The 17,810-nt window shown below is 70.2% G+C and carries 18 protein-coding genes and 1 pseudogene; 8 read left to right on the top strand and 11 right to left on the bottom strand.

What is annotated here, in order from left to right:
* Positions 1-130: 130 nt before the first annotated feature.
* From BLU09_RS39335 to BLU09_RS10115, 3 genes are all read right to left on the bottom strand, one after another.
* On the bottom strand, positions 131-655 hold the full coding sequence (locus BLU09_RS39335) for a hypothetical protein (RefSeq protein ID WP_244171596.1): 525 nt from the start codon (positions 653-655) through the stop codon (positions 131-133).
* Positions 583-2,319 carry a trypsin-like serine peptidase gene (locus tag BLU09_RS10120; protein ID WP_244171595.1) on the bottom strand — a complete coding sequence of 579 codons (1,737 nt, stop codon included), beginning with the start codon at positions 2,317-2,319 and terminating at the stop codon, positions 583-585. Before BLU09_RS10120 ends, BLU09_RS39335 begins: the two co-directional genes overlap by 73 nt.
* A 280-nt stretch (positions 2,320-2,599) precedes the next feature.
* Complete coding sequence (locus BLU09_RS10115) at positions 2,600-4,762, bottom strand: response regulator (protein ID WP_090488649.1); 2,163 nt, start codon at positions 4,760-4,762, stop codon at positions 2,600-2,602.
* A gap of 13 nt (positions 4,763-4,775) precedes the next feature.
* Between BLU09_RS10115 and BLU09_RS10110 the strand changes: the two genes are divergently transcribed.
* Together BLU09_RS10110 and BLU09_RS10105 are read left to right on the top strand one after the other, a co-directional pair.
* Positions 4,776-5,546, top strand: coding sequence for a DUF2270 domain-containing protein (locus tag BLU09_RS10110; protein ID WP_090488647.1), 771 nt, complete (start codon positions 4,776-4,778; stop codon positions 5,544-5,546).
* Between the two features lie 145 nt (positions 5,547-5,691).
* Positions 5,692-6,696, top strand: coding sequence for an isocitrate dehydrogenase (NAD(+)) (locus BLU09_RS10105; RefSeq protein ID WP_090488644.1), 1,005 nt, complete (start codon positions 5,692-5,694; stop codon positions 6,694-6,696).
* 70 nt (positions 6,697-6,766) lie between these two features.
* Here BLU09_RS10105 and BLU09_RS38720 read toward each other — a convergent pair.
* The 4 genes and pseudogenes from BLU09_RS38720 to BLU09_RS10090 form a co-directional block, all read right to left on the bottom strand.
* Positions 6,767-6,925: pseudogene (locus BLU09_RS38720) on the bottom strand (imm11 family protein); the annotation flags it as partial.
* A 135-nt stretch (positions 6,926-7,060) separates the two neighbouring features.
* A complete protein-coding gene (locus BLU09_RS10100) occupies positions 7,061-7,450 on the bottom strand; it encodes a translation initiation factor (RefSeq protein WP_090488642.1) in 390 nt (129 codons plus the stop codon).
* A gap of 18 nt (positions 7,451-7,468) precedes the next feature.
* The gene (locus tag BLU09_RS10095) at positions 7,469-8,887 is read right to left on the bottom strand and encodes a vitamin K epoxide reductase/DsbA family protein (protein WP_186817741.1); all 1,419 of its coding nucleotides are present in this window, start codon (positions 8,885-8,887) and stop codon (positions 7,469-7,471) included.
* Positions 8,884-9,210 carry a cupin domain-containing protein gene (locus BLU09_RS10090; protein WP_011556273.1) on the bottom strand — a complete coding sequence of 109 codons (327 nt, stop codon included), beginning with the start codon at positions 9,208-9,210 and terminating at the stop codon, positions 8,884-8,886. The genes BLU09_RS10095 and BLU09_RS10090 overlap by 4 nt, the downstream gene beginning before the upstream one ends.
* Positions 9,211-9,248: 38 nt before the next feature.
* Between BLU09_RS10090 and ygfZ the strand changes: the two genes are divergently transcribed.
* The 5 genes from ygfZ to BLU09_RS10065 all read left to right on the top strand — a co-directional run bounded on the left by ygfZ (position 9,249) and on the right by BLU09_RS10065 (position 13,712).
* On the top strand, positions 9,249-10,319 hold the full coding sequence (ygfZ, locus tag BLU09_RS10085; protein ID WP_090488636.1) for a CAF17-like 4Fe-4S cluster assembly/insertion protein YgfZ: 1,071 nt from the start codon (positions 9,249-9,251) through the stop codon (positions 10,317-10,319).
* Positions 10,320-10,344: 25 nt separating this feature from the next.
* On the top strand, positions 10,345-11,169 hold the full coding sequence (locus BLU09_RS10080) for a hypothetical protein (protein WP_090488634.1): 825 nt from the start codon (positions 10,345-10,347) through the stop codon (positions 11,167-11,169).
* A gap of 109 nt (positions 11,170-11,278) precedes the next feature.
* Positions 11,279-12,775, top strand: coding sequence for a fused MFS/spermidine synthase (locus BLU09_RS10075; protein WP_090488633.1), 1,497 nt, complete (start codon positions 11,279-11,281; stop codon positions 12,773-12,775).
* A complete protein-coding gene (locus BLU09_RS10070; protein ID WP_090488631.1) occupies positions 12,772-13,230 on the top strand; it encodes a hypothetical protein in 459 nt (152 codons plus the stop codon). Before BLU09_RS10075 ends, BLU09_RS10070 begins: the two co-directional genes overlap by 4 nt.
* The gene (locus tag BLU09_RS10065; RefSeq protein WP_090488629.1) at positions 13,227-13,712 is read left to right on the top strand and encodes a hypothetical protein; all 486 of its coding nucleotides are present in this window, start codon (positions 13,227-13,229) and stop codon (positions 13,710-13,712) included. Before BLU09_RS10070 ends, BLU09_RS10065 begins: the two co-directional genes overlap by 4 nt.
* On the opposite strand, the gene chrA is transcribed toward BLU09_RS10065, so the two are convergent.
* The 4 genes from chrA to BLU09_RS10045 all read right to left on the bottom strand — a co-directional run bounded on the left by chrA (position 13,699) and on the right by BLU09_RS10045 (position 17,200).
* Positions 13,699-14,910, bottom strand: a complete 1,212-nt coding sequence (gene chrA, locus BLU09_RS10060) for a chromate efflux transporter (protein WP_090488627.1) — start codon at positions 14,908-14,910, stop codon at positions 13,699-13,701. The two genes, BLU09_RS10065 and chrA, sit on opposite strands and share 14 nt — an antisense overlap.
* A 69-nt stretch (positions 14,911-14,979) precedes the next feature.
* A complete protein-coding gene (gene maiA, locus BLU09_RS10055) occupies positions 14,980-15,639 on the bottom strand; it encodes a maleylacetoacetate isomerase (RefSeq protein ID WP_090488625.1) in 660 nt (219 codons plus the stop codon).
* Positions 15,636-16,616 (bottom strand): fumarylacetoacetate hydrolase family protein, encoded by a 981-nt coding sequence (locus BLU09_RS10050; protein WP_090488623.1) that lies wholly within the window; start codon positions 16,614-16,616, stop codon positions 15,636-15,638. Before BLU09_RS10050 ends, maiA begins: the two co-directional genes overlap by 4 nt.
* Before the next feature lie 194 nt (positions 16,617-16,810).
* Positions 16,811-17,200 (bottom strand): hypothetical protein, encoded by a 390-nt coding sequence (locus tag BLU09_RS10045; protein WP_090488621.1) that lies wholly within the window; start codon positions 17,198-17,200, stop codon positions 16,811-16,813.
* 215 nt (positions 17,201-17,415) lie between these two features.
* Here BLU09_RS10045 and BLU09_RS10040 point away from each other — a divergent pair, with 215 nt between their 5' ends.
* Complete coding sequence (locus BLU09_RS10040; RefSeq protein WP_011556283.1) at positions 17,416-17,793, top strand: SpoIIAA family protein; 378 nt, start codon at positions 17,416-17,418, stop codon at positions 17,791-17,793.
* Positions 17,794-17,810 lie beyond the last annotated feature (17 nt).

Genomic DNA, 17,810 nt, shown 5'->3' with positions numbered 1-17,810 from the left:
GGAAAGGACGCGGCGGGAAGCGCCGCGCCGGAGACCAGACAAAGCACGGCGACGGACGGATGCAAACACGTCACGGCTCCGCCCGCGCCAGGACGGCACGCGAGCGAAGCCGCGTCAGGCGAAGCGACGGCTACTGCTTCGGCTTCGGCTCGCCGTGGGTGTAGATGTCGTAGCCGATGCCGCCCAGGCTCTCACGGTCAGGCTTGTCCTGGTCGAACTGCACGACCTCCAGGTGGTAGGGCTCCGGCGTGGCGTCCGCCGAGCGCTCGAAGAACATCCGCAGCTGGTGCTCCTCGCGGAAGCCTAGCGGCAGCTCGTGGAACACGCCCCCTTCCGGAGACACGACCTCGAACTCGCCCTCGCTCAGCATCTTCATGCCCTCGGCCTTGCCGCCCGCCTCCACCCAGCGCTTGAACAGCGCGTCCGGCAGACGCACGACGACACGGCCGCCATTCACCGGGAAGGGCCGCTGCCGGTCCGTTTCCGGCACCCGCACCGCCAGCCGCAGCGCGCGGATTCCCTCGTGCACGTTGCGCACGATGAAGTGGACCTCCTCGCTGCCGGACTCCAGGTCCACGATGTTCACGTTGCGCCAGATGATGTTGTTGTTCTGACGGACGTTGGTGTCGATGTCCGTCGTCTCGGTGAACGACATGGGGTCGGATGCGGACTCCCAGCGCGCCACCAGGCAGTAGTGGCCCTCGCCGGGCAGGCTGCTCCACGGCGCCTGGACGATGTGCGTGTCGGGCGTGAAGCCGTTGACGGCGACGTCACCGAACTGCGTCCAGTCCGTGGGCCAGGCCAAACCGGTGGAGGCGTTGGCGTAGTACAGCTTGAGGCGCCCGAGGCGCCCGGACGGGGCCCGCCGTGCAGCTTCACGTAGGCGTAGTTCGTCGCGCCCAGCTCAGGGTTCTGGTGGACGTGCGGGTTGGCGACGCCGTCCGGGTTGCGGCGAATCCAGATGTACGGGCTGGCCCACATGTCCTGGCCCGCGGTGGCGGGGTCCGGCTCCAGGCCGGTGTCGGACCAGGTGTCGCGCATCCAGACGTCATACGGGTCCGGGCAGGTGGCGCTGCGCAGCGCGCACTGAGGCAACAGTGAGCCCAGGTGGGAAATGATGGAGGTGATGGGCACGCCACGGTTGGGGCAGTTGGCGCAGTGGTGCAGCGCGACGACGCGGTGGTCGGAGTTGGCGATGACGGGAGAGCCGGACGAGCCACCCTGGGTGTCCGCGTAGTAGCCGATGTCCAGCGGGCCACCCGGCGAGCACGCGGGCCGGTTGAGTGCGAAGATTTCCGCGAAGCCCGAGGCGTCCGACGCGTGCGTGGAGTTGCGGGCGATGTGCTTGCCCCAGGCGGCGGGGTGCTGGGGAATGTAGATGCGCTCATCCACGAACGCGGTGGTGTTGCGAAGTTGGAGGTAGCCGTAGGTGGCCGTGGGGTTGGTGGGCAGCCGCACCAGGGCGTAGTCCCGGGGCGCGTCCACGGCGATGAGCGTGGAGCTCGTGGCCACCACCGTGCCCGGACAGCCGAACCAGCTGTTGCAAGCGGAGGTACAGGCGCCGCCCTCGGCCATGAACTCGAAGTCGGTGTTGAGCGCGTCCGAGGTGTTGGCGATGCAGTGCTCGTTGGTCATCACGTGGCCCTGGTTGCCCACGAGCCAGCCCGTGCAGGCCCCGCTGCCGTTGATGAGCAGACGGGCCACCGCGCGCGAGTGCTTGTACTGACGCGGGTCCGACGTCTGGTAGCAGCGCGCGTTGCGCGAGTCGTCCGGACCGCAGAGGGCCTTGTTGTCCAGCTCCTCGCCCAGCGCCGCCAGGTTGGCGAAGCCGCGAGCGAACCGGTCGATGGTGTAGCCGGACTTCGCTTGGCCGCCCGTGCTCCACAGCTCGACGATGGCGACGTCACCGGAGATGTGACCACTCCAGAAGCCGCCCCTCACCGGCGCGTTGCCCTCGCCCTTTCCGAAGCCCTCGTAGCGGTACTCACGCGAGCCGTCCGGCGCGCGGACGATGACGTAGTCCCCCGACGCGAGCGCGAACTGGCTGAAGTGCGGCGCGATGTACGTGGCACCCGGGCTGCTGACGCGGTCCGTCCAGGCCAGCTCGGCCTTGGCGCGAACGCCCTCCGGCCGCGCACTGGGCTGACGTGACTTGAAGGTGGCGACGACGTCCTCGCCCACCTTCACGCGCCCCTGGGCATCCCGCTGCAGGGGAGGTTGTGACGTACGGCCTTCGCAGACCGCGCTCTCTTCCGCCATGGCACCGCCGCCGGCCAGCATCATTCCGGCCAGCAACAGGCCTCTCAGATTGAATCTCACGCAGCACCTCGTGGGGGGTGGCAACCACCGGGGGTGGACGCCCGAATCAGGACCGCGGGCACCGGCGGGCCCGCGGACCTGGAGCAAGCGACGAGCCACACTCGCAGTTCTATCCAGACAAGGAGATTGCACTGGGGAAGCACCCGCTCCCCTCGGACACGGGCCCATCCCGGCGGAACGGGCTTCGCGGTGTGACCCGCGCCGCAACACTTTGAGTGAAAACTGTAACGCCGCGAGCTACCGGTCCGACGGAGGCACCACGTCGTCCAGTCCGCTGCGCTCAGGCGGGGGGCGCGGAACCCGAGGTCGACGCACCGTTCTCGGAAGCGGCGGCGGTATCGGACTGTCCTAGGAAGTCATCCAGCGCGCCCACGTCGATGGGCTTGCGGAACACGGCGTCCACCAGCGCGAGGTTGGCGCGGTTCTGTCCACGCACGTCCATGCCGGTGACGATGGCCAGCAGCGCCTGAGGGGTCTTCTTGCGCAGCTCGCGCGCCAGCTCCCAGCCGCTCATCTCCGGCATCACCGCGTCCAGCAGCGCGGCGTCGTAGCGGCGCCGGTCCCACATCCCCAGCGCCACCGCGGGGCTGTGGGCCACCTGGACCTCGTAGCCTTCCTCGCCCAGCACCTCCGCCATCATCCGCGCGTTGTCGAGGTCGTCATCCACCACCAGCACGCTGCGCGTCTGCTGGAAGCGCCGGGGCCCCGTCGGCCGCATCAGCTCCGCGCGCGACGGCTCCGGACGTGGCGCGGTGGACACGGCGCCTTCATGCACGCGGGGCAGACGCACCACGAAGGCCGTGCCCGTGCCCGAGGCCGGAACCTCCGCCGTCAGCTCGCCGCCCCAGCGCTCCACCTGTGCCCGCGCCACCGCCAGGAACAGGGACAACTGCGGCGCGCTCGCGTCCCGGCGCAGCGGGTCGAACAGCCGCGCCAGCTCATCGGGCGCGTAGGGCGTGCCCTCGTCCTCGATGCGCAGCACCAGCCACGAGGAGCCATCTGTGCGCGTGGAGACATGCAGCCGGCCGCCGGTCTCCATCCGGTCTCTCGAGACGAGCAAGAGGTTCACCACCAGCTCGCGGAAGAAGCCCGTATCCGCGCGCACGTTGCCGGCGTCGCCCAGGTCCAGGTCGACGTACACCGGGTGCTCGCGCTGCTCCAGCTCGCCGCGCGCCAGCTCCAGCGCCTCGCGCACCGTCTGGTCCACGGGGACGTCGGTGGGCTGCTCCTGGGTGCGCTGGATGTTGAACTCCTGGAGCCGGGCCACCAGCTCGCCAATCTGCTGCACCGTCTTGTCGAGCGCCTCCAGGTGCTCGGGCTTGAACTCGCGTTGCAGCAGGGTGATTCGCAGCCGCAGCACGTTGAGGAAGTTGTTGAGCGCATGCGCCGCGCCGCTGGCGAGCTGTCCCAGCGCCTGCTGGCGGGTGCGCTGGAGCAGGCGGCCCTGGAGCCTGCGCAGTTCCCCGTGCGCGCTCTGGAGTGCCTTCGTCTTGTTCACCGCTTCCGTTCGGTCGGTGAAGGTCTGGATGGCGCCGGCCAGCTCGCCCTCCTCTTCCCAGACGGGCGTGGCGCTCAGCTCCAGCGTCGCGGTGTCGCCGCCGGGGCGCTCCACCACCATCATCACCCCACGCACGGGCCCCTTCTCCTTGAGTGCCCGCAGGAAGGGCATGTCGGCCAGCCTGAAGGGCTCACCCGTGAGGTGGCGCGCGTTCACCTGCGTCAGCACGGGATTGATGGTGTTCGCCGCCCGCCCCCCCACCACCGCGCGCATGGGCACCCCCATGAGGCGGCTCACCGGCGGCGTGGCGAAGGAGACGGTGCCGTCCACCTCCGCCAGCATGATGCCCACGTCCACTTGGTTGAGCACCGACTCCATCACCGCCGCTTCACGAAAGCGCACCTCCTCCGTCTTCAGGATGCGCGCATAGGACGCCTGGGCCGCGGCGTCCGCCTCCCACACCAGCTCCGCCACGAGCTCCGCCACCTGGGGCTCGATGAAGCCACCGTTGCGGCGCGCGTAGACGTGGAGCATCACCTCTTCCAGGGACTTGAACTCACGCGTCAGGTCCTCGGGGTCGAAGTTCTGGGTGTAGCGGAAGGCGCCGTGCGGGCGGACCACCTCCGGCCAGAGCCGGACGACGTCGTCGGGCCGGTCCCTGAGCAGGCGGGCCAGTTCGTCCAGCAACCGGCGCAGCGGGGCGCGCAGGTCCCTGCCGGGGACCTCCACGTCGTATGTCTCCGCGCGCAGGCGCTTGGCCCACAGGCGTGCCAGGCGCTCGCGCTCCTCCTGAAGGAGGTGGGACAGGGCCTGTATGGGATTCACGTCGGGCACGTTCAAGTCAGCAAGCTGCACACGCGCGCCCGCCATGGCCACCCGTGCGCCCGCCCGCCTGCCTGCCATCCCCACCCCGCCTGCGTTGCAAACGCCCACTGCCCAGCCCACCTTCCGGCGAAGGATGCCCGTGCGTGAACGTGACAAAAACGATGTGCTGGAGTCGCCCTGGCTCTCCCAGCAGGCCATGGCCCAGCTGTTCCGGGGGGAGCTGAGCCGCTCCGATACCTGGCGCACGCGCCTGGACACCACCACCAACTGGGCAATCACGACGACGGCGGCGGTCATCTCCTTCGGCTTCGCGTCGACGCAGAGCTCACACGTCACCTTCCTGGTGGGAATCTGGATGGTGGTGTCGTTCCTCCTCATCGAGGCGCGGCGCTACCGCTACTACGACTTGTGGAACCGCCGGGTGCGCCTGCTGGAGGACGGCTGGTGGGCCCCCATGCTCCGGCACGAGCCGGTGGACCCAGACGCCCTGCGCGAGCTGGCCCTGGAGCTGGAACGGCCCCAAATCCAGCTTTCCCTCTTCTCCGCCATCTCCACCCGGCTCAACCGCGCCTACGGGCCCATCTTGATGGTCCTGATGATGACGTGGTTCGTGAAGGTCTACAGCCACCCGAAGCCCCCCGTGGACCTCGACGAGTTCCTGGCGCGGGCGGGGGTGGCCTGGATTCCCGGCGAGGCCGTGACGGCCATCCTGCTGCTGCTCACGCTGACCGCGTCCTACCTGTTCCTGTCGTCCTTCTTCATCCGGGCGCCCCTGGGCGAGCTGCGGACCCGGCCCCGGGGACGCCGGGCGGCCCTGTGGGAGGCCTTCTACCGGCCCTACGCCATCCGCACCCGGCGCAAACCCACCCGCCGCCCGCGGCCGTCTTCCACGTCCGAGCACTGACACTCGGAGCGGATGCCCTCCCGCCCGGAAACCGGCCAGGTGACCCACCAGGGTGCGCCTACCTCATGGCCGCCATGCCTGCGGCTGAATTCCGGGCGTTTTCGTCCTTTCGACACCAGGGAAATTGTGCTGTGACTCCGCACCCATGGCGACCACACGAACTGTCACGATCATCAATGGCGATGGCATTGGCCCCGAAGTCATGGCGGCCACCGTTCGCGTCCTCGAGGCGCTCAAGGTCCCCCTTGATTTCGAGTACAAGGACGCAGGCACGGAGGTGGTGGCCAAGTACGGCACCAACCTGCCTCACGAGACGGTGGAGGCGGTGCTGCGCAGCGGCATCGCGCTCAAGGGCCCCACGGGCACGGTGGTGGGCGGTGGCCTCCCGTCGGCCAACGTGGGCCTGCGCAAGCGGCTGGACCTGTACTCGTCGCTGCGGCCCGTGAAGAGCGTACCGAACGTGAAGACGCGCTACGAGAATGTGGACCTCGTCGTGGTGCGTGAGAACACGGAGAGTCTCTACGCCGGCCTGGAGCACATCATCGTCCCGGGCGTGGTGGAGTCGCTGAAGATCATCACCGAGAAGGCCTCCACGCGGATTGCCCGCTTCGCCTTTGAGTACGCCCGCAAGCACGGCCGCAAGAAGGTCACCGCCGTGCACAAGGCGAACATCATGAAGCTGTCGGACGGCCTCTTCCTGGACTGCTGCCGCAAGGTGGGCCGTGAGTTCCCGGACATCACCTACGAGGAAGTCATCATCGACAACCTCGCCATGCAGCTCGTGAAGGACCCGACGCGCTTCGACGTGCTGGTGGCGGAGAACTTCTACGGCGACGTGCTCAGCGACCTGTGCGCGGGCCTGGTCGGCGGCCTGGGCGTGGTGCCGGGCGCCAACATCGGCGAGCGCACCGCCGTCTTCGAGGCCGTGCACGGCACCGCCCCGGACATCGCGGGCAAGGGCATCGCGAACCCCACCGCCCTGATGATGTCCGCGGTGATGATGCTGGACCACCTGGAGCTGGGCGAGGCGGCGCGCCGCATGGAGAACGCCATCTGGAAGGTGTACGGCTCGGGCGAAGTCCGCACTGGCGACCTCGGTGGCAAGGCCACCACCCGCGAGTTCACCGACGCCATCATCGGCGCGCTGTAGTTCGCTCGGCGCAGGCCGTAGCAAGAAGCCCGGGCGCCTTCACGGCGGCCCGGGCTTTTTCGTGTCTGGGCTACACCCTCGTGAACTTCACGCCGGTGGCCTCTAGCCGCTCCAGAGCCTGTTTGATGTCCTCGGAGACGATGAGGGCCATGGTCCAGCCTTCCGTGCGGAACACCTTGGTTTCGCCCACCTTGGCGGGGGCGATGCGCAAGTCGCCCACTGATTTGTGGCAGCGAGCGCGACACACGGTTCGACCTTCGCCGTCTCCGCGTCGTCACCTGACATGGCCGGAGCGTGGTGGGCTCGTGCCTGGTGGAGAACACCAGGCCTCGCCCTCCGCGAGCAAAGCCCGACGCCGAGCCCGTCAGCCGACCGTGACCTTCCGCACGCCCCGCGCCTCGAGCAGCGCGGGCAGCCGCTCACGCTGGTCGCCCTGGAGCACCAGCGTGTCGTCCTCCACCACGCCGCCGCAGCCGAGCGAGTTCTTCAGCGCCTTGAGCCACACCTCGCGCTGAGCCGCGGGCAGCTCCAGGTGCTCCACCACCGTGACTTCCTTCCCACCTCGGCCCTTGCGCTCCATGCGAACCACCGCGCGCGCGGGGCCCTTGGGTTCGGCCTTCACAGGCGCCTGGGCCACGGGCGCGGCGGGAGCCTGGGGCAAGGCCTCCCGCTGCGCCGAGAGCGCGGCGAACGGATTGTTGAACGGAGCCGCCGGTGCCGCCGGCGGCTCACCCTTCTTGTCGCGCTTGCCCATGGTGAGGGTGCCGCGTCCTCAGTGGTTGTGGCCCGCGTGGTCGTCGTGGCCGTGGCCATGGCCACCGGCCGGGCGCGGGCGCGGCGGGGGCAGCACGTCGAAGCCAGGGGCGCTCGGGTTCCCGTCCGCCATCACCAGCGCGTAGAGGAACGGCGCGGAGGGCGGCGTCTCGCGGCCGTTCACCAGCACCAGCGGCGTGCCCTGGATGTGGTGGCGCATGGCGTAGCGGGAGTCCTCTTGAATCTTCGCCGCCGTGGCCGGGCTGTTCATGCACACCTCCAGCTGCGAGCGCGGCACCGAACCCGACGACGCAATCTCCACCGCCCGCTCCGTGTCCAGCACGGCCTGCGCGGCGAACATCTTCTCACGCAGCTCCCAGTAGTCCGGCGCGCCCTCCAGGCAGATCTGCGCACGCGCCGCCACACAGCGCACGCTGGGCGCATCCGGGCCCCGGCGCGGAATCGCCGGGTTGCACGCGCCATCCAGCGGGAACTGGCGAGCCTCCAGCGACATCTTCCCTTCGGGAACCCGCTTCTTCAGCGCGGACAGCTCCTCCACCAGCATCTTGCAGTGGGGGCACTTGCTGTCCGTCCACTCGACAATCTTCACCGGCGCATCCACCGGTCCGTAGCGGTGGCGCGCGGGCGCCGCGGCCGGCTGCGGCGTCTCACTGCGGTACGCGGCCAGCGCGTCCGCGATGAACTGCTGGTGCTGCGGCGGCAGCGAGCGCAGGAACTCCTCCAGCGACGCGGGCGGAGGCGGCGGCGTCTGCGGCGTCACGCCCGGCGTCTGCGTGCTGGCCACCTGCGGCGCGGGCGGCAGCAGCGCGGCACCGGACGCCTCCGACGCCTTGGGCGTGGCCCGGCCGGGCAGCAGCGTCGCCAGGAAGACCGCGGCGGTGACACCCGCCGTCCACTTCAGCGTGGCGCCCCACTCGCCCGCGCCGGGCAGCAGCGGTCCGGGCAGGCCCTTCCAGGCCACACCCGCGAAGGCCACCACCAGCGCATAGGTCGCCAGACACGTGGGGCACAGCGCGCCCGACTGCGCGCTGGCCACGGCGAAGACCACCACGGACACCAGGCCCGCGGCGGCCACCAGCCGCAGCCCGTTGGCCGCCGGACGCACCGGACGGCCCGAGCGCGCCCACGCCAGGAACAGCGCGGACAGGCCCACCGCGACCAGCCCCCACACGAGGCCCAGGGCCGCCACGGGCAGGCCCACCAGGTCATGCACGCGGCTGGCGAAGGCGGAGTTCCACACCGTCTCGCAGTTCACCGTGTCGGAGACGCCGCACACGGTGGAGCCGCCACCGCGCAGGGTGAGCAACTGCATCCACTGGAAGATGGACAGGCCGCTCTCCGCGAGGCCCAGGACCAGCAGCGCCAGCGCGCCACGAGTCGCCACGGGAGTGGGCGAAGGGGAAGACGTCGAGCTCATGCATGCTCCGGGGGCGGGGACATCAGGACGAGGAGGCGGGCAGCATCGGGGCCGTCGTTGGCGACGCCGTGTTCGGCGCCCGCGGGGGCGAAAATGGCGGCGCCAGGGCCGTGGACTTCTTCTTCGGCGCCCACGCGAAAGCGGCAGCGCCCGTCGAGGACGACATACACCTTGTCCGACGTGGCATGGCGGTGGGGCTTCTGGGCCTGTCCCGGCTGGAGGCAGTACACGTCCAGGAAGAAACGGCCGGACTGGAAGACATTGTGCTTCAGGAGCTTCTCCGGTGAGAAGTCCTGGAAGGACGACAGGTGCTTCACATCCATCGTGGCATTCGCTCCTTCGCCTCTATATAGCGACGGACATGGAACCGCTGTCTCTGCATTTTCTTCACGAGAAGGCGGGCGCCCGCTTTGGCGCTGTGGGCGGCCGGGAAACCGTGGCCGGGTATGGAGACTCAGAGGGAGAGTACCGGGCGGCGAAGGCGTCCGTGGCCCTCCATGATGCCTCCTACCGCGAAACCCTCCGAATCACTGGAGAAGACCGGACCTCTTACCTACACGGGATGGTCACCCAGGAGGTGAACAACCTGCCCGTGGGCACCGCGGCCTATGCCGCCATGCTGACCGTCAAGGGGGCCATGGTGGCGGATGCCCGCATCCTCAAGCGGGAGACAGACCTCCTCCTGGATTTGGAGCCCGGCACCGGCGCCAAGGTGCGGGAGTTCCTGGATAAATACCTCATTTCCGAGGACGCCGAGCTGCACGAGGCCACGGGGGAACTGGCCCTGCTCCGGCTGCTCGGGCCCCGGACGGCGGACGTCCTGTCGGCCGCCCTGGGCAGCCCCCATGCGCCGCTGTCGCACCATGCCTCCCGCACGGCCACGCTGGCGGGCCATGAGGTGTGGCTGCTGGGGAGCACCGCCATCGAGCCCCATGGGGTCGACGTGTGGGTGCCGCGCGCCGGCCTGGAGGACGCCTGGCGGGCCCTGTCCGAGGCTGGCGCCGCTCACGGCCTGAAGCCCCTGGGCTTCGAGGCCCTGGAGCTGCTCCGAGTGGAGGCCGGCGTCCCCCGGTACGGCCAGGACATGGTGGACACCACCATCCCGCTGGAAGCCAACCTGGCGAACGCCATCTCCTACAACAAGGGTTGCTACATCGGGCAGGAGGTCATCGCCCGAGCCACCTTCCGCGGCCACATGAACCGCAAGCTGACGGGGCTGCTGCTGGGCGACGCGGACGTGGCCCCCGGCACCGAGCTGCGGCGCGGGGAGAAGAAGGTGGGCTGGCTGACCAGCGTGGTGCAGTCGCCTGTCGCGGGGCAGCGGGTGGCCCTGGGCTACGTGCACCGGGACTCGCTGGAGCCGGGCACCGAGCTGACGCTGGCGGCGGGCCCCGCCACGGTGAAGGTGGCGTCCCTCCCCTTCTCCGCGTGAAACAGTCCCAGCATACTGGTGAGCCATGCTCCATGGCTCACCGTGCACCCTGCTTCGTCCCGCGCTGCTGCTCACAGCGCTGTCCCTCTTCCTGACGGGCTGCTTCAACGTCGAGCAGGACCTCTGGATTGAGCCAGGAGGTTCGGCGCGCCTCGTCGTCGACATGGGGATGCCCAAGTCACTGACGGCGCTGGCGCGGCTGGGCGGTGCGACGGATACCAAGGAAGCGTTGCTCGCGCAGGCGCGCGAGGCGGAGCAGGCGCTGCGCCAGGACCCGGAAGTCTCCCAGGTGATGCTCCGGGACTACGAGAAGGACGGCCAGGTCCATCTCGTCTACGACGTGACGGTGAAGGACGTCACCCGGCTCCCGGAGCTCTACCGCCGCGCCGCCGAGCAGCACACCCAGGGCCAACCGTCGTCGCCGAAGGATGCGTGGGACTTCCGCATCGAGCGCCAGGGCGGGGACTACGTCTACACCCAGCGTTTCAACCCAGAGAAGGCCTTCACCGCGCCGGTCGGCATCGGTGACGAGGCCGCGGAGCAGGCCGCCCAGGAGCTCGCGAAGGGCATGGTGAAGGCCATGCTCATCAACAACCGCCTCACCCTTCGCATCCACGGCCCTGGCATCGGCGAGACGAACGGCACGGTGAACGAGCAGAAGGACACCGTGGAGTGGAAGCTCAACCTCGCGGAGTTGATGGACGCCCCCACCGAAGGCCGCGAGTTCCGCGCCGTCATCCACGGCGGCGAGCCGCTCTGGCTGTGGCCACTGGTGCTGGGCGTGCCCATGGTCGTGCTGCTGCTGACGATCACCGCCGCCCGGAAGCGGCGGGGCATCGCCGCCCGATAACACGCCCCTGACACACCTGTCACAGCACCCCTGCCGTCGCTGTCCCCCCACATCAATCATTTCGAGGACTTCGCCTTGGAACGGGCCTTGCTGAAGCAAGCGTCCGAGCATGCGACCCACGTCTTCGCTGACATGGCTGTCCTTCATCACCGGCGCGACCGTCATGGCGTCGGAGATGGCGGCGTCACGCCTGATGGCGCCCTACTTCGGCAGCAGCACGCCCGTCTGGGCCGCGCTCATCTCCCTGGTCCTGGGTGGGCTCGCGTTGGGCGCGCATCTGGGAGGCCGCGTGGCGGACCGCTCGGGTCGCCTGACACTGCTGCTGAGCGCGCTCTGCCTCTCCGCGCTCGCCCTGGCCATGTTGCCCTTCCTCGCGCGGGTGCTGCTGCCCGGCGCGACGGCCGCGGTGCTGGGCGGACGCCCCATGGAGGGGCTGGGCCGCGTGGCATTGCTGCTGGTGGTGGCGATGCCGCCCCTGCTGGTGCTGGGCGCGGTGGGGCCGTACGTGCTGCGCGTGGGGCTGGCGGGAGTGGAGTCAGCGGGCGCGCACGCCGGACGGCTGTCCTCCGCATCCACGGTGGGCAGCATCACCGGAACGCTGCTGGCGGCCTTCGTCGTGCTGCCGCTGCTGGGCACCGCGCGCACCATGGCGCTCTTCGCGGCGGTGCTGGGGCTCACGGCCTCCTGGAGCCTGGGGTGGCGGTGGCGGCTGCCCGCCGTGGGCGTGCCCATGGTGGCACTGGCCCTGGGCGCCCACGCCCTGCCCCGCGCCCCCAAGGCCGTGGACGTGGCCGAGTCCCCCTATGCCTTCATCCAGGTGGTGAAGGACGAAAACGGCACCCGCTCGCTCGTCTTCGATGAGGGCTACGCGGTGCAGAGCGTCCACCGGCCTGGCCTGCCTGTGCGCGGAGAAGTCTTCGGGCACTACCTGCTGGTCCCCGCCATGGCCCAGGCAGCGCCACGAGCGCCCCGGGTGCTGGTCCTGGGCCTGGGCGCGGGCACGAGCGCCAGGGGCCTGCGGGAGACGTACCCCGGCGTGGAGGTGGTGGGCGTGGAGCTGGACGCGGAGGTGGTGCGGCTGGGCCGTGCGCACTTCGACCTGCCCTCCGAGGTGGAAGTCCACGTCGGAGACGCGCGCGCCTTCCTCGCGAGCGACACCCGCCAGTACGACGTCATCCTGGTCGACGCGTTCCGCTTCCCCTACGTCCCCTTCCACCTGACGACGCGCGAGTTCGCCGCCGCAGTGGCCGCGCGCCTGAAGCCCGGTGGCGTGGCCTGCTTCAACGTGGGGCGCTACGCGCAGGAGCGCGCGGTGGTGGAGGCCGTGGGCGCCACGCTGGCCACCGTCTTCCCGGAGGTCCGAGCCGCCGACGCGCGCAACCACAGCAACACGCTGCTCTTCGCCGGGGCCCCCGGGCTCGCGGAGCGGCTCGCGGCACGCACGGCGTCGCTCCCCGCATCGCTGCGCCCGCTGGCGGAGCGCGTTGCCGGAGAGCTGAAGCCGGTGCCCGAGGGCGAGCCGCTGACGGACGACCGGGCCCCGGTGGAGCTGCTCACGGACGCCATCCTCCTGCGGGCCCTCTCGAGTGGGGAGAAGCTCCAATGAAGCGCCTGCCCGCGATGCCGGAGTTCCTCGCGCCGCTGCCCCTGTTCGCGGTGGTGCTGATGGCGGTGAATGACCGCTGGCTCAAGCCCACCTTCCACAACGCTCTCACCGGCAAGCTGTCCGACGTCGCCATCTGCTTCTTCCTGCCGCTCTACGTGTCCGCGCTGCTGGCGCTGGTGACGCGCTGGCCCAGGGCGCGCAGGGTGGCCGTGGGCGCGGGCTTCACCGCGTGCCTCTACACCGCGCTCAAGGTCTCCCAGCCCGCGGCGGACCTCTTCTGTGAGCTGCTGCGACCCTTGGGCTTGCCGCTCGGCATCCGGAGCTTCCGAGCCTGGGCCGACCCCACCGACCTCGTCACCTTGCCGCTTGTCTGGGCGGCGGTGCGTTACAGCCGCGCCGCCGCCCGTGAACCGTCGTCCCTCCCCGCCTCACCCTCCACTGGAGTCAGCACGTGAAAGTCATCCTGATGAACCTCGCGGCCACGGCCGCGCTCGCCACCACGGCGGTGCTGCTCGTCGCGGACTCGGGAGAGAAGGGCTGCCACCAGCCCGCCCAGAGCGTCACCTTCGACGTGGGCCACAACACGTGCGGAGCGCCGGGCATCCTCATGGTGAGCACCCCCCAAGACACCTGCCGCCTCGACGTGGAGGTGGAGGAACGAACGGGCCTGCCCATGACGGGGGACGTCTACGACGGCAACGTGGACCTCCGCCAGGGCGACAACTGGTACCTGGCGGACATGAACGTCGCCATCACCGTGGGCGCGGATGGTGGGACGCTGCCCGGCGACGCGGGCACCGGAACAGCGGTCGAGGTCAACCGCGCGTGCGAAGTCCTGCGCGAAGGCGAGGTCCTCCGGCTGAAGTGCACCGCGCGCAGGGCGGACCTCGCCAACGAGCCGGTGAGCGCCTGCGAGGCCGTGCTCACCCCGCGCTGAGACCCCCGGCGGCCAGCACTCCCACGCAGCCGCCGCCCAGCACCAACCACGCGGAATTGACGCGATAGCGGATGAGCAGCACGGCGGCCACGGCCGCCAGGGCCACCGGCAACGGACTCACCAGCACAGCCCGCCCCAACTGCCACGTCACCACCGCCATCAGCGCGAGCGACGCCACGTTGACGCCGTCCAGGAAGGCGCCGGCCACCCACGAGCGGCGCAGCCGTGGCACCAGCGGTCCACTCAGCGCCACGAAGACGAAGGCGGGCAGGAAGATGCCCGCCGTGGCCACCACCGCGCCCGATGGGCCGCCCATCACGTAGCCGATGAAGGTGGCCGTGGTGAACACGGGCCCCGGCGTCACCTGCCCCACCGCCACCGCGTCCAGCAGCTGGGCTTCGGTCAGCCAACCGTAGCGCTCCACCAACCCGGTGCGGAGGAAGGCCAGCAGCACGTAGCCGCTGCCGTACAGCACAGAGCCCACCTTGACGAAGAAGAGGAAGAGGCCGTGCAGGGTGAACGGCGCGGCAGCCGTGGCGGTGGTGGCCCCCAAGGACAGCAACGGCCACAGCGGCGCCACCCCCGCCCGAGGCGCGCCTGCCCGTTGTCGTTCCATGCCGCGCCACGCGAGCACGGCGAGCCCCGACAGGAGCAGCAGGAGCAGCTCATTGACGCCCATGAAAGCCGCCGCCACGGCAGCCGCGCCCACGCAGGCGGCCAGCGGTGTCCGCACGACGGTGCGCAGCAGCCCCCAGAGCGCCTGGGCCACCACGGCGATGATGACGGCCTTCACGCCGTGCAACACGGCGTCCACCTTCGGCAGCGTGCCGAATCGCGTGTACGCCCAGGCGATGACCGCGACCATGAAGAAGGCGGGGAGGATGAAGCACGCGCCCGCCACCAGCAGGCCGGGCCAGCCCGCGCGCCGATGGCCGATGTGGATGGCCAGCTCCGTGGAGTTGGGCCCCGGAATCAGGTTCGTGGCGCCGAGCAGGTCCACGAACTCCTCGCGCGACAGCCAGCCGCGGCGGCGCACGACCTCGTCCTCCATCATCGCGATGTGAGCCGCCGGGCCGCCGAAGGCGAACGTCCCCAGCCGGAGGAACAACCCCGCCAGCTCCCGCAGCGCGGCGGCGCGGTCCACCGGCGAAGCGGGAGACGACGGAAGACCACCCTGAGGGGACGAAGAGGGACGCATGGGAATCGAGTGTCCCACGCCGCGCTTCCGGCGACCGCGCCCACGACAGGCGCGGCCGCCACACCGGACTCAGGCGGGAACCGCGTCCGGCTGCCGGTCGGCCTGGGCGGCCTGGAAGGCGGGCAGCGCCTGGCACTCGGCTTCGATGCGCAGCAGCGTGGGGTACGGCGACAGGTCCACGCCGAAGCGGCGCGCCCCATAGAGCTGCGGCACCAGGCACACGTCCGCGAGCGACACCGCGTCCCCGACGCAGAAGCGGCCCATCGTGGACTGCACCGCCGCCTCCAGGGCCTCCAGGCCCCGCGTGTTCCAGTAGGCCGACCACGCCTTGTCATCCGCGTTCAGCGACTGCTTCACGTGCTGCATCACGGACAGGTTCTGCAGGGGCTGGATGCCGGAGTTCACCATCTCCGCCAGCATCCGGGCCTTCGCCCGGAGGAACGCGTCAGCGGGCAACAGCGCGGGCGCCGGGAAGCGCTCGTCCAGGTACTCCAGCACCGGCAGCGACTGGGACAACCGGCGCACCGTGCCATCCGCCTCCGTCCACTCCAGCGTGGGCAGCGTGCGCATGGGATTGACCGCCCGGTACGCGGCGCTGTTCTGCTCGCCGCCGTCCTTCACCAGGTGCACCGGCACGTACTCGAACTCCAGCCGCTTCAGGTGCAGGCCGATGCGCACCCGCCAGGACGCGGACGAGCGCCAGTAGCTGTAGAGCCGAAGGCCCTTCATGGAACCTTCACCACCTTCTGGGAGATGCGGCCGAACACGCTGCGGCCCTCGGCGTCCGTCATCTCGATGTCGATGGTGTCGCCCGGCTTCATGAAGGGCGTCTTGGGCGCGCCCTGCTCAATCGTCTCAATCATCCGGCGCTCGGCGAGGCAGGAGATGCCGCGCTCGCGGTCCGCGTTGGACACGGTGCCGCTGCCCAGGATGGTGCCCGCCGTGTAGCTGCGCGTCTTGCACAGGTGCTGGATGAGGTCGAAGAAGGAGAAGTGCATCTCCGGACCCGCGTCCGTGTCGCCCACCTGCTGCCCGTTGAGCACCGAGCGCAGCCGCAAGTGGATGCGCCCGTCGCGCCAGGCCGCGCCCAGCTCGTCCGGCGTCACCGCGAAGGGGCTGAAGGCCGTGGCCGGCTTGCTCTGGAAGAAGCCGAAGCCCTTGGCCAGCTCGTTGGGGATGAGGTTGCGCAGGGACACGTCATTGGCCAGCATCAGCAGCTTGACGTGCGGCGCCGCGTTCTCCGCCTTCGTGCCCTGGGGCGTGTCGCCCAGGATGGCGCAGACCTCGCCTTCGAAATCCAGGCCCCAGGCCTCGTCGGCCAGGGGGATGTCGGCGGTGGGCGCCAGGAAGTCCCCGGAGCCGCCCTGGTACACCAGCGGGTCCGTCTTCAACGTCTCCGGGGGCTCGGCGCCGCGCGCCTTGCGCACCAGGATGACGTGGTTGAGGTACGCGCTGCCGTCCACCCATTCGTAGGCGCGCGGCAGGGGCGCGTGCAGGGCGCTGACGTCCAGCGGGCGGCTCTGCACCGTGCCCGCCTCCAACTGGGCATCCAGCGCGCGCAGTTGGGGTTCCTTCGTCTCCCAGTCATCCAGCGCGGCTTGCAGCGTGAGCGCCACGTTGGTGGCCAGCGCATAGGCCGTGTTGTCCCGCTTGACGACAATGAGGCGGCCGTCACGGGTTCCGTCCTTGAGCGTCGCGAGCTTCAATGCCGGGCTCCCCGGCGGCCTCTGAGGAAATGAGCCGGGCCGCCTCGTGTGTCCGGGCTTTTCCGACGGAGATTCCGGGGTGTCAAGCAAGACGGACACGCGCCGCCGGAGAAAAGCGAACGGCCGACACGTCGCGAAAAAAAGAGCGCACGGGCGGAACTGGCCGCCCGTGCGCTCCTCGCTGCTTCAATCACTCACGCCCGGAGCGGATTCACGACCTCGGGGCAGTGCCAGTACGTGTACTCGCAGGCCTCCTGCTCGGCATCGCAGGGCACCTGGATGATGGTGATGGCCTCGCACGGATGGCGCGGAGCCTTGCTCTGGCCTCCACCCCTCGTGCGGCCTTCGTCGGGGACCGCGCCCTGGTTCTCCAGCGCGTCCTTCGCGTCTGGAGGTGGCGTCACCCCCGCCGGATGGACGGGAGCGGATGCGCCCTTCGCCGGGCCTCCCCGGCCCTTTCGAGAAGTCCCGCGCGAGTCCTGACGCGACTCCTGCGTGGACGCCACCGGCGGCGCCGACACCACCGGCAGCAGGCCCGGGGCGGCGCCCAGCACCGCGCCCAGGACGTACAACTTCGTGTTCATGAAACCCCCTTGCCGGGTGCAGCCGCCGGCGCGCCCCTTCGGCGCGCCGGTACCGGAGCAGCGGCAGGGACGTCAGTACCAGGTGGGTCTGACATTCCCTGCCCTTCCGGACAGGGCCGGGAAGGTGCCGCCAGGGCGCCCCATCCACCCTCCCGCTCTAGACGTGTCACCGCCTGCGGCTAGGATGGCGCGCCCGCCCGGAGCCCGTCACCGTCATGCCATTCCAGATCACCGTTCACTCGCAGGACCGCATCCTCGAGGTTGTCTATCCCCCGCAAGTCACGACCGCGGACCTGGCCGAGTACCTGGCCGACGTGAAGAAGGCCATCAACGACCTGGCCGGTGAGTGGTCCGCCCTGGTGGACCAGTCCCAGCTCCGGGTGATGCCCAGCGACGTGGTGACGGCCATGGCCAGCCTCAACGCCTTCGCCCAGCTCCACGGCATGAAGCGCTCCGCCCGGGTCGTCAGTGACGCCCCCTCCGGACTCCAGGCCTGGCGGATGACGAAGCGCGCCATGCTGAGCATCCCCACCCGCACCTTCGAGACGCGCGGGGAAGCCCTCCAGTGGCTGCGCGACCCCGACGCGGACTGAGGCGCGCGCGGACTGTC

This window comes from Myxococcus virescens, assembly GCF_900101905.1.
In the GTDB taxonomy this organism is placed as follows: domain Bacteria; phylum Myxococcota; class Myxococcia; order Myxococcales; family Myxococcaceae; genus Myxococcus; species Myxococcus virescens.
This window is presented reverse-complemented; position numbering and strand designations above follow the sequence as displayed.

What these genes read in the sequence shown, in the direction of transcription:
- BLU09_RS39335 (WP_244171596.1), bottom strand. Translation starts at nt 655, where the DNA reads ATGTCGTTCACCGAGACGACGGACATCGACACCAACGTCCGTCAGAAC.
- BLU09_RS10110 (WP_090488647.1), top strand. Translation starts at nt 4,776, where the DNA reads ATGCCCGTGCGTGAACGTGACAAAAACGATGTGCTGGAGTCGCCCTGG.
- BLU09_RS10105 (WP_090488644.1), top strand. Translation starts at nt 5,692, where the DNA reads ATGGCGACCACACGAACTGTCACGATCATCAATGGCGATGGCATTGGC.
- BLU09_RS10100 (WP_090488642.1), bottom strand. Translation starts at nt 7,450, where the DNA reads ATGGGCAAGCGCGACAAGAAGGGTGAGCCGCCGGCGGCACCGGCGGCT.
- BLU09_RS10095 (WP_186817741.1), bottom strand. Translation starts at nt 8,887, where the DNA reads ATGAGCTCGACGTCTTCCCCTTCGCCCACTCCCGTGGCGACTCGTGGC.
- BLU09_RS10090 (WP_011556273.1), bottom strand. Translation starts at nt 9,210, where the DNA reads ATGGATGTGAAGCACCTGTCGTCCTTCCAGGACTTCTCACCGGAGAAG.
- ygfZ (WP_090488636.1), top strand. Translation starts at nt 9,249, where the DNA reads ATGGAACCGCTGTCTCTGCATTTTCTTCACGAGAAGGCGGGCGCCCGC.
- BLU09_RS10080 (WP_090488634.1), top strand. Translation starts at nt 10,345, where the DNA reads ATGCTCCATGGCTCACCGTGCACCCTGCTTCGTCCCGCGCTGCTGCTC.
- BLU09_RS10075 (WP_090488633.1), top strand. Translation starts at nt 11,279, where the DNA reads ATGCGACCCACGTCTTCGCTGACATGGCTGTCCTTCATCACCGGCGCG.
- BLU09_RS10070 (WP_090488631.1), top strand. Translation starts at nt 12,772, where the DNA reads ATGAAGCGCCTGCCCGCGATGCCGGAGTTCCTCGCGCCGCTGCCCCTG.
- chrA (WP_090488627.1), bottom strand. Translation starts at nt 14,910, where the DNA reads ATGCGTCCCTCTTCGTCCCCTCAGGGTGGTCTTCCGTCGTCTCCCGCT.
- maiA (WP_090488625.1), bottom strand. Translation starts at nt 15,639, where the DNA reads ATGAAGGGCCTTCGGCTCTACAGCTACTGGCGCTCGTCCGCGTCCTGG.
- BLU09_RS10045 (WP_090488621.1), bottom strand. Translation starts at nt 17,200, where the DNA reads ATGAACACGAAGTTGTACGTCCTGGGCGCGGTGCTGGGCGCCGCCCCG.
- BLU09_RS10040 (WP_011556283.1), top strand. Translation starts at nt 17,416, where the DNA reads ATGCCATTCCAGATCACCGTTCACTCGCAGGACCGCATCCTCGAGGTT.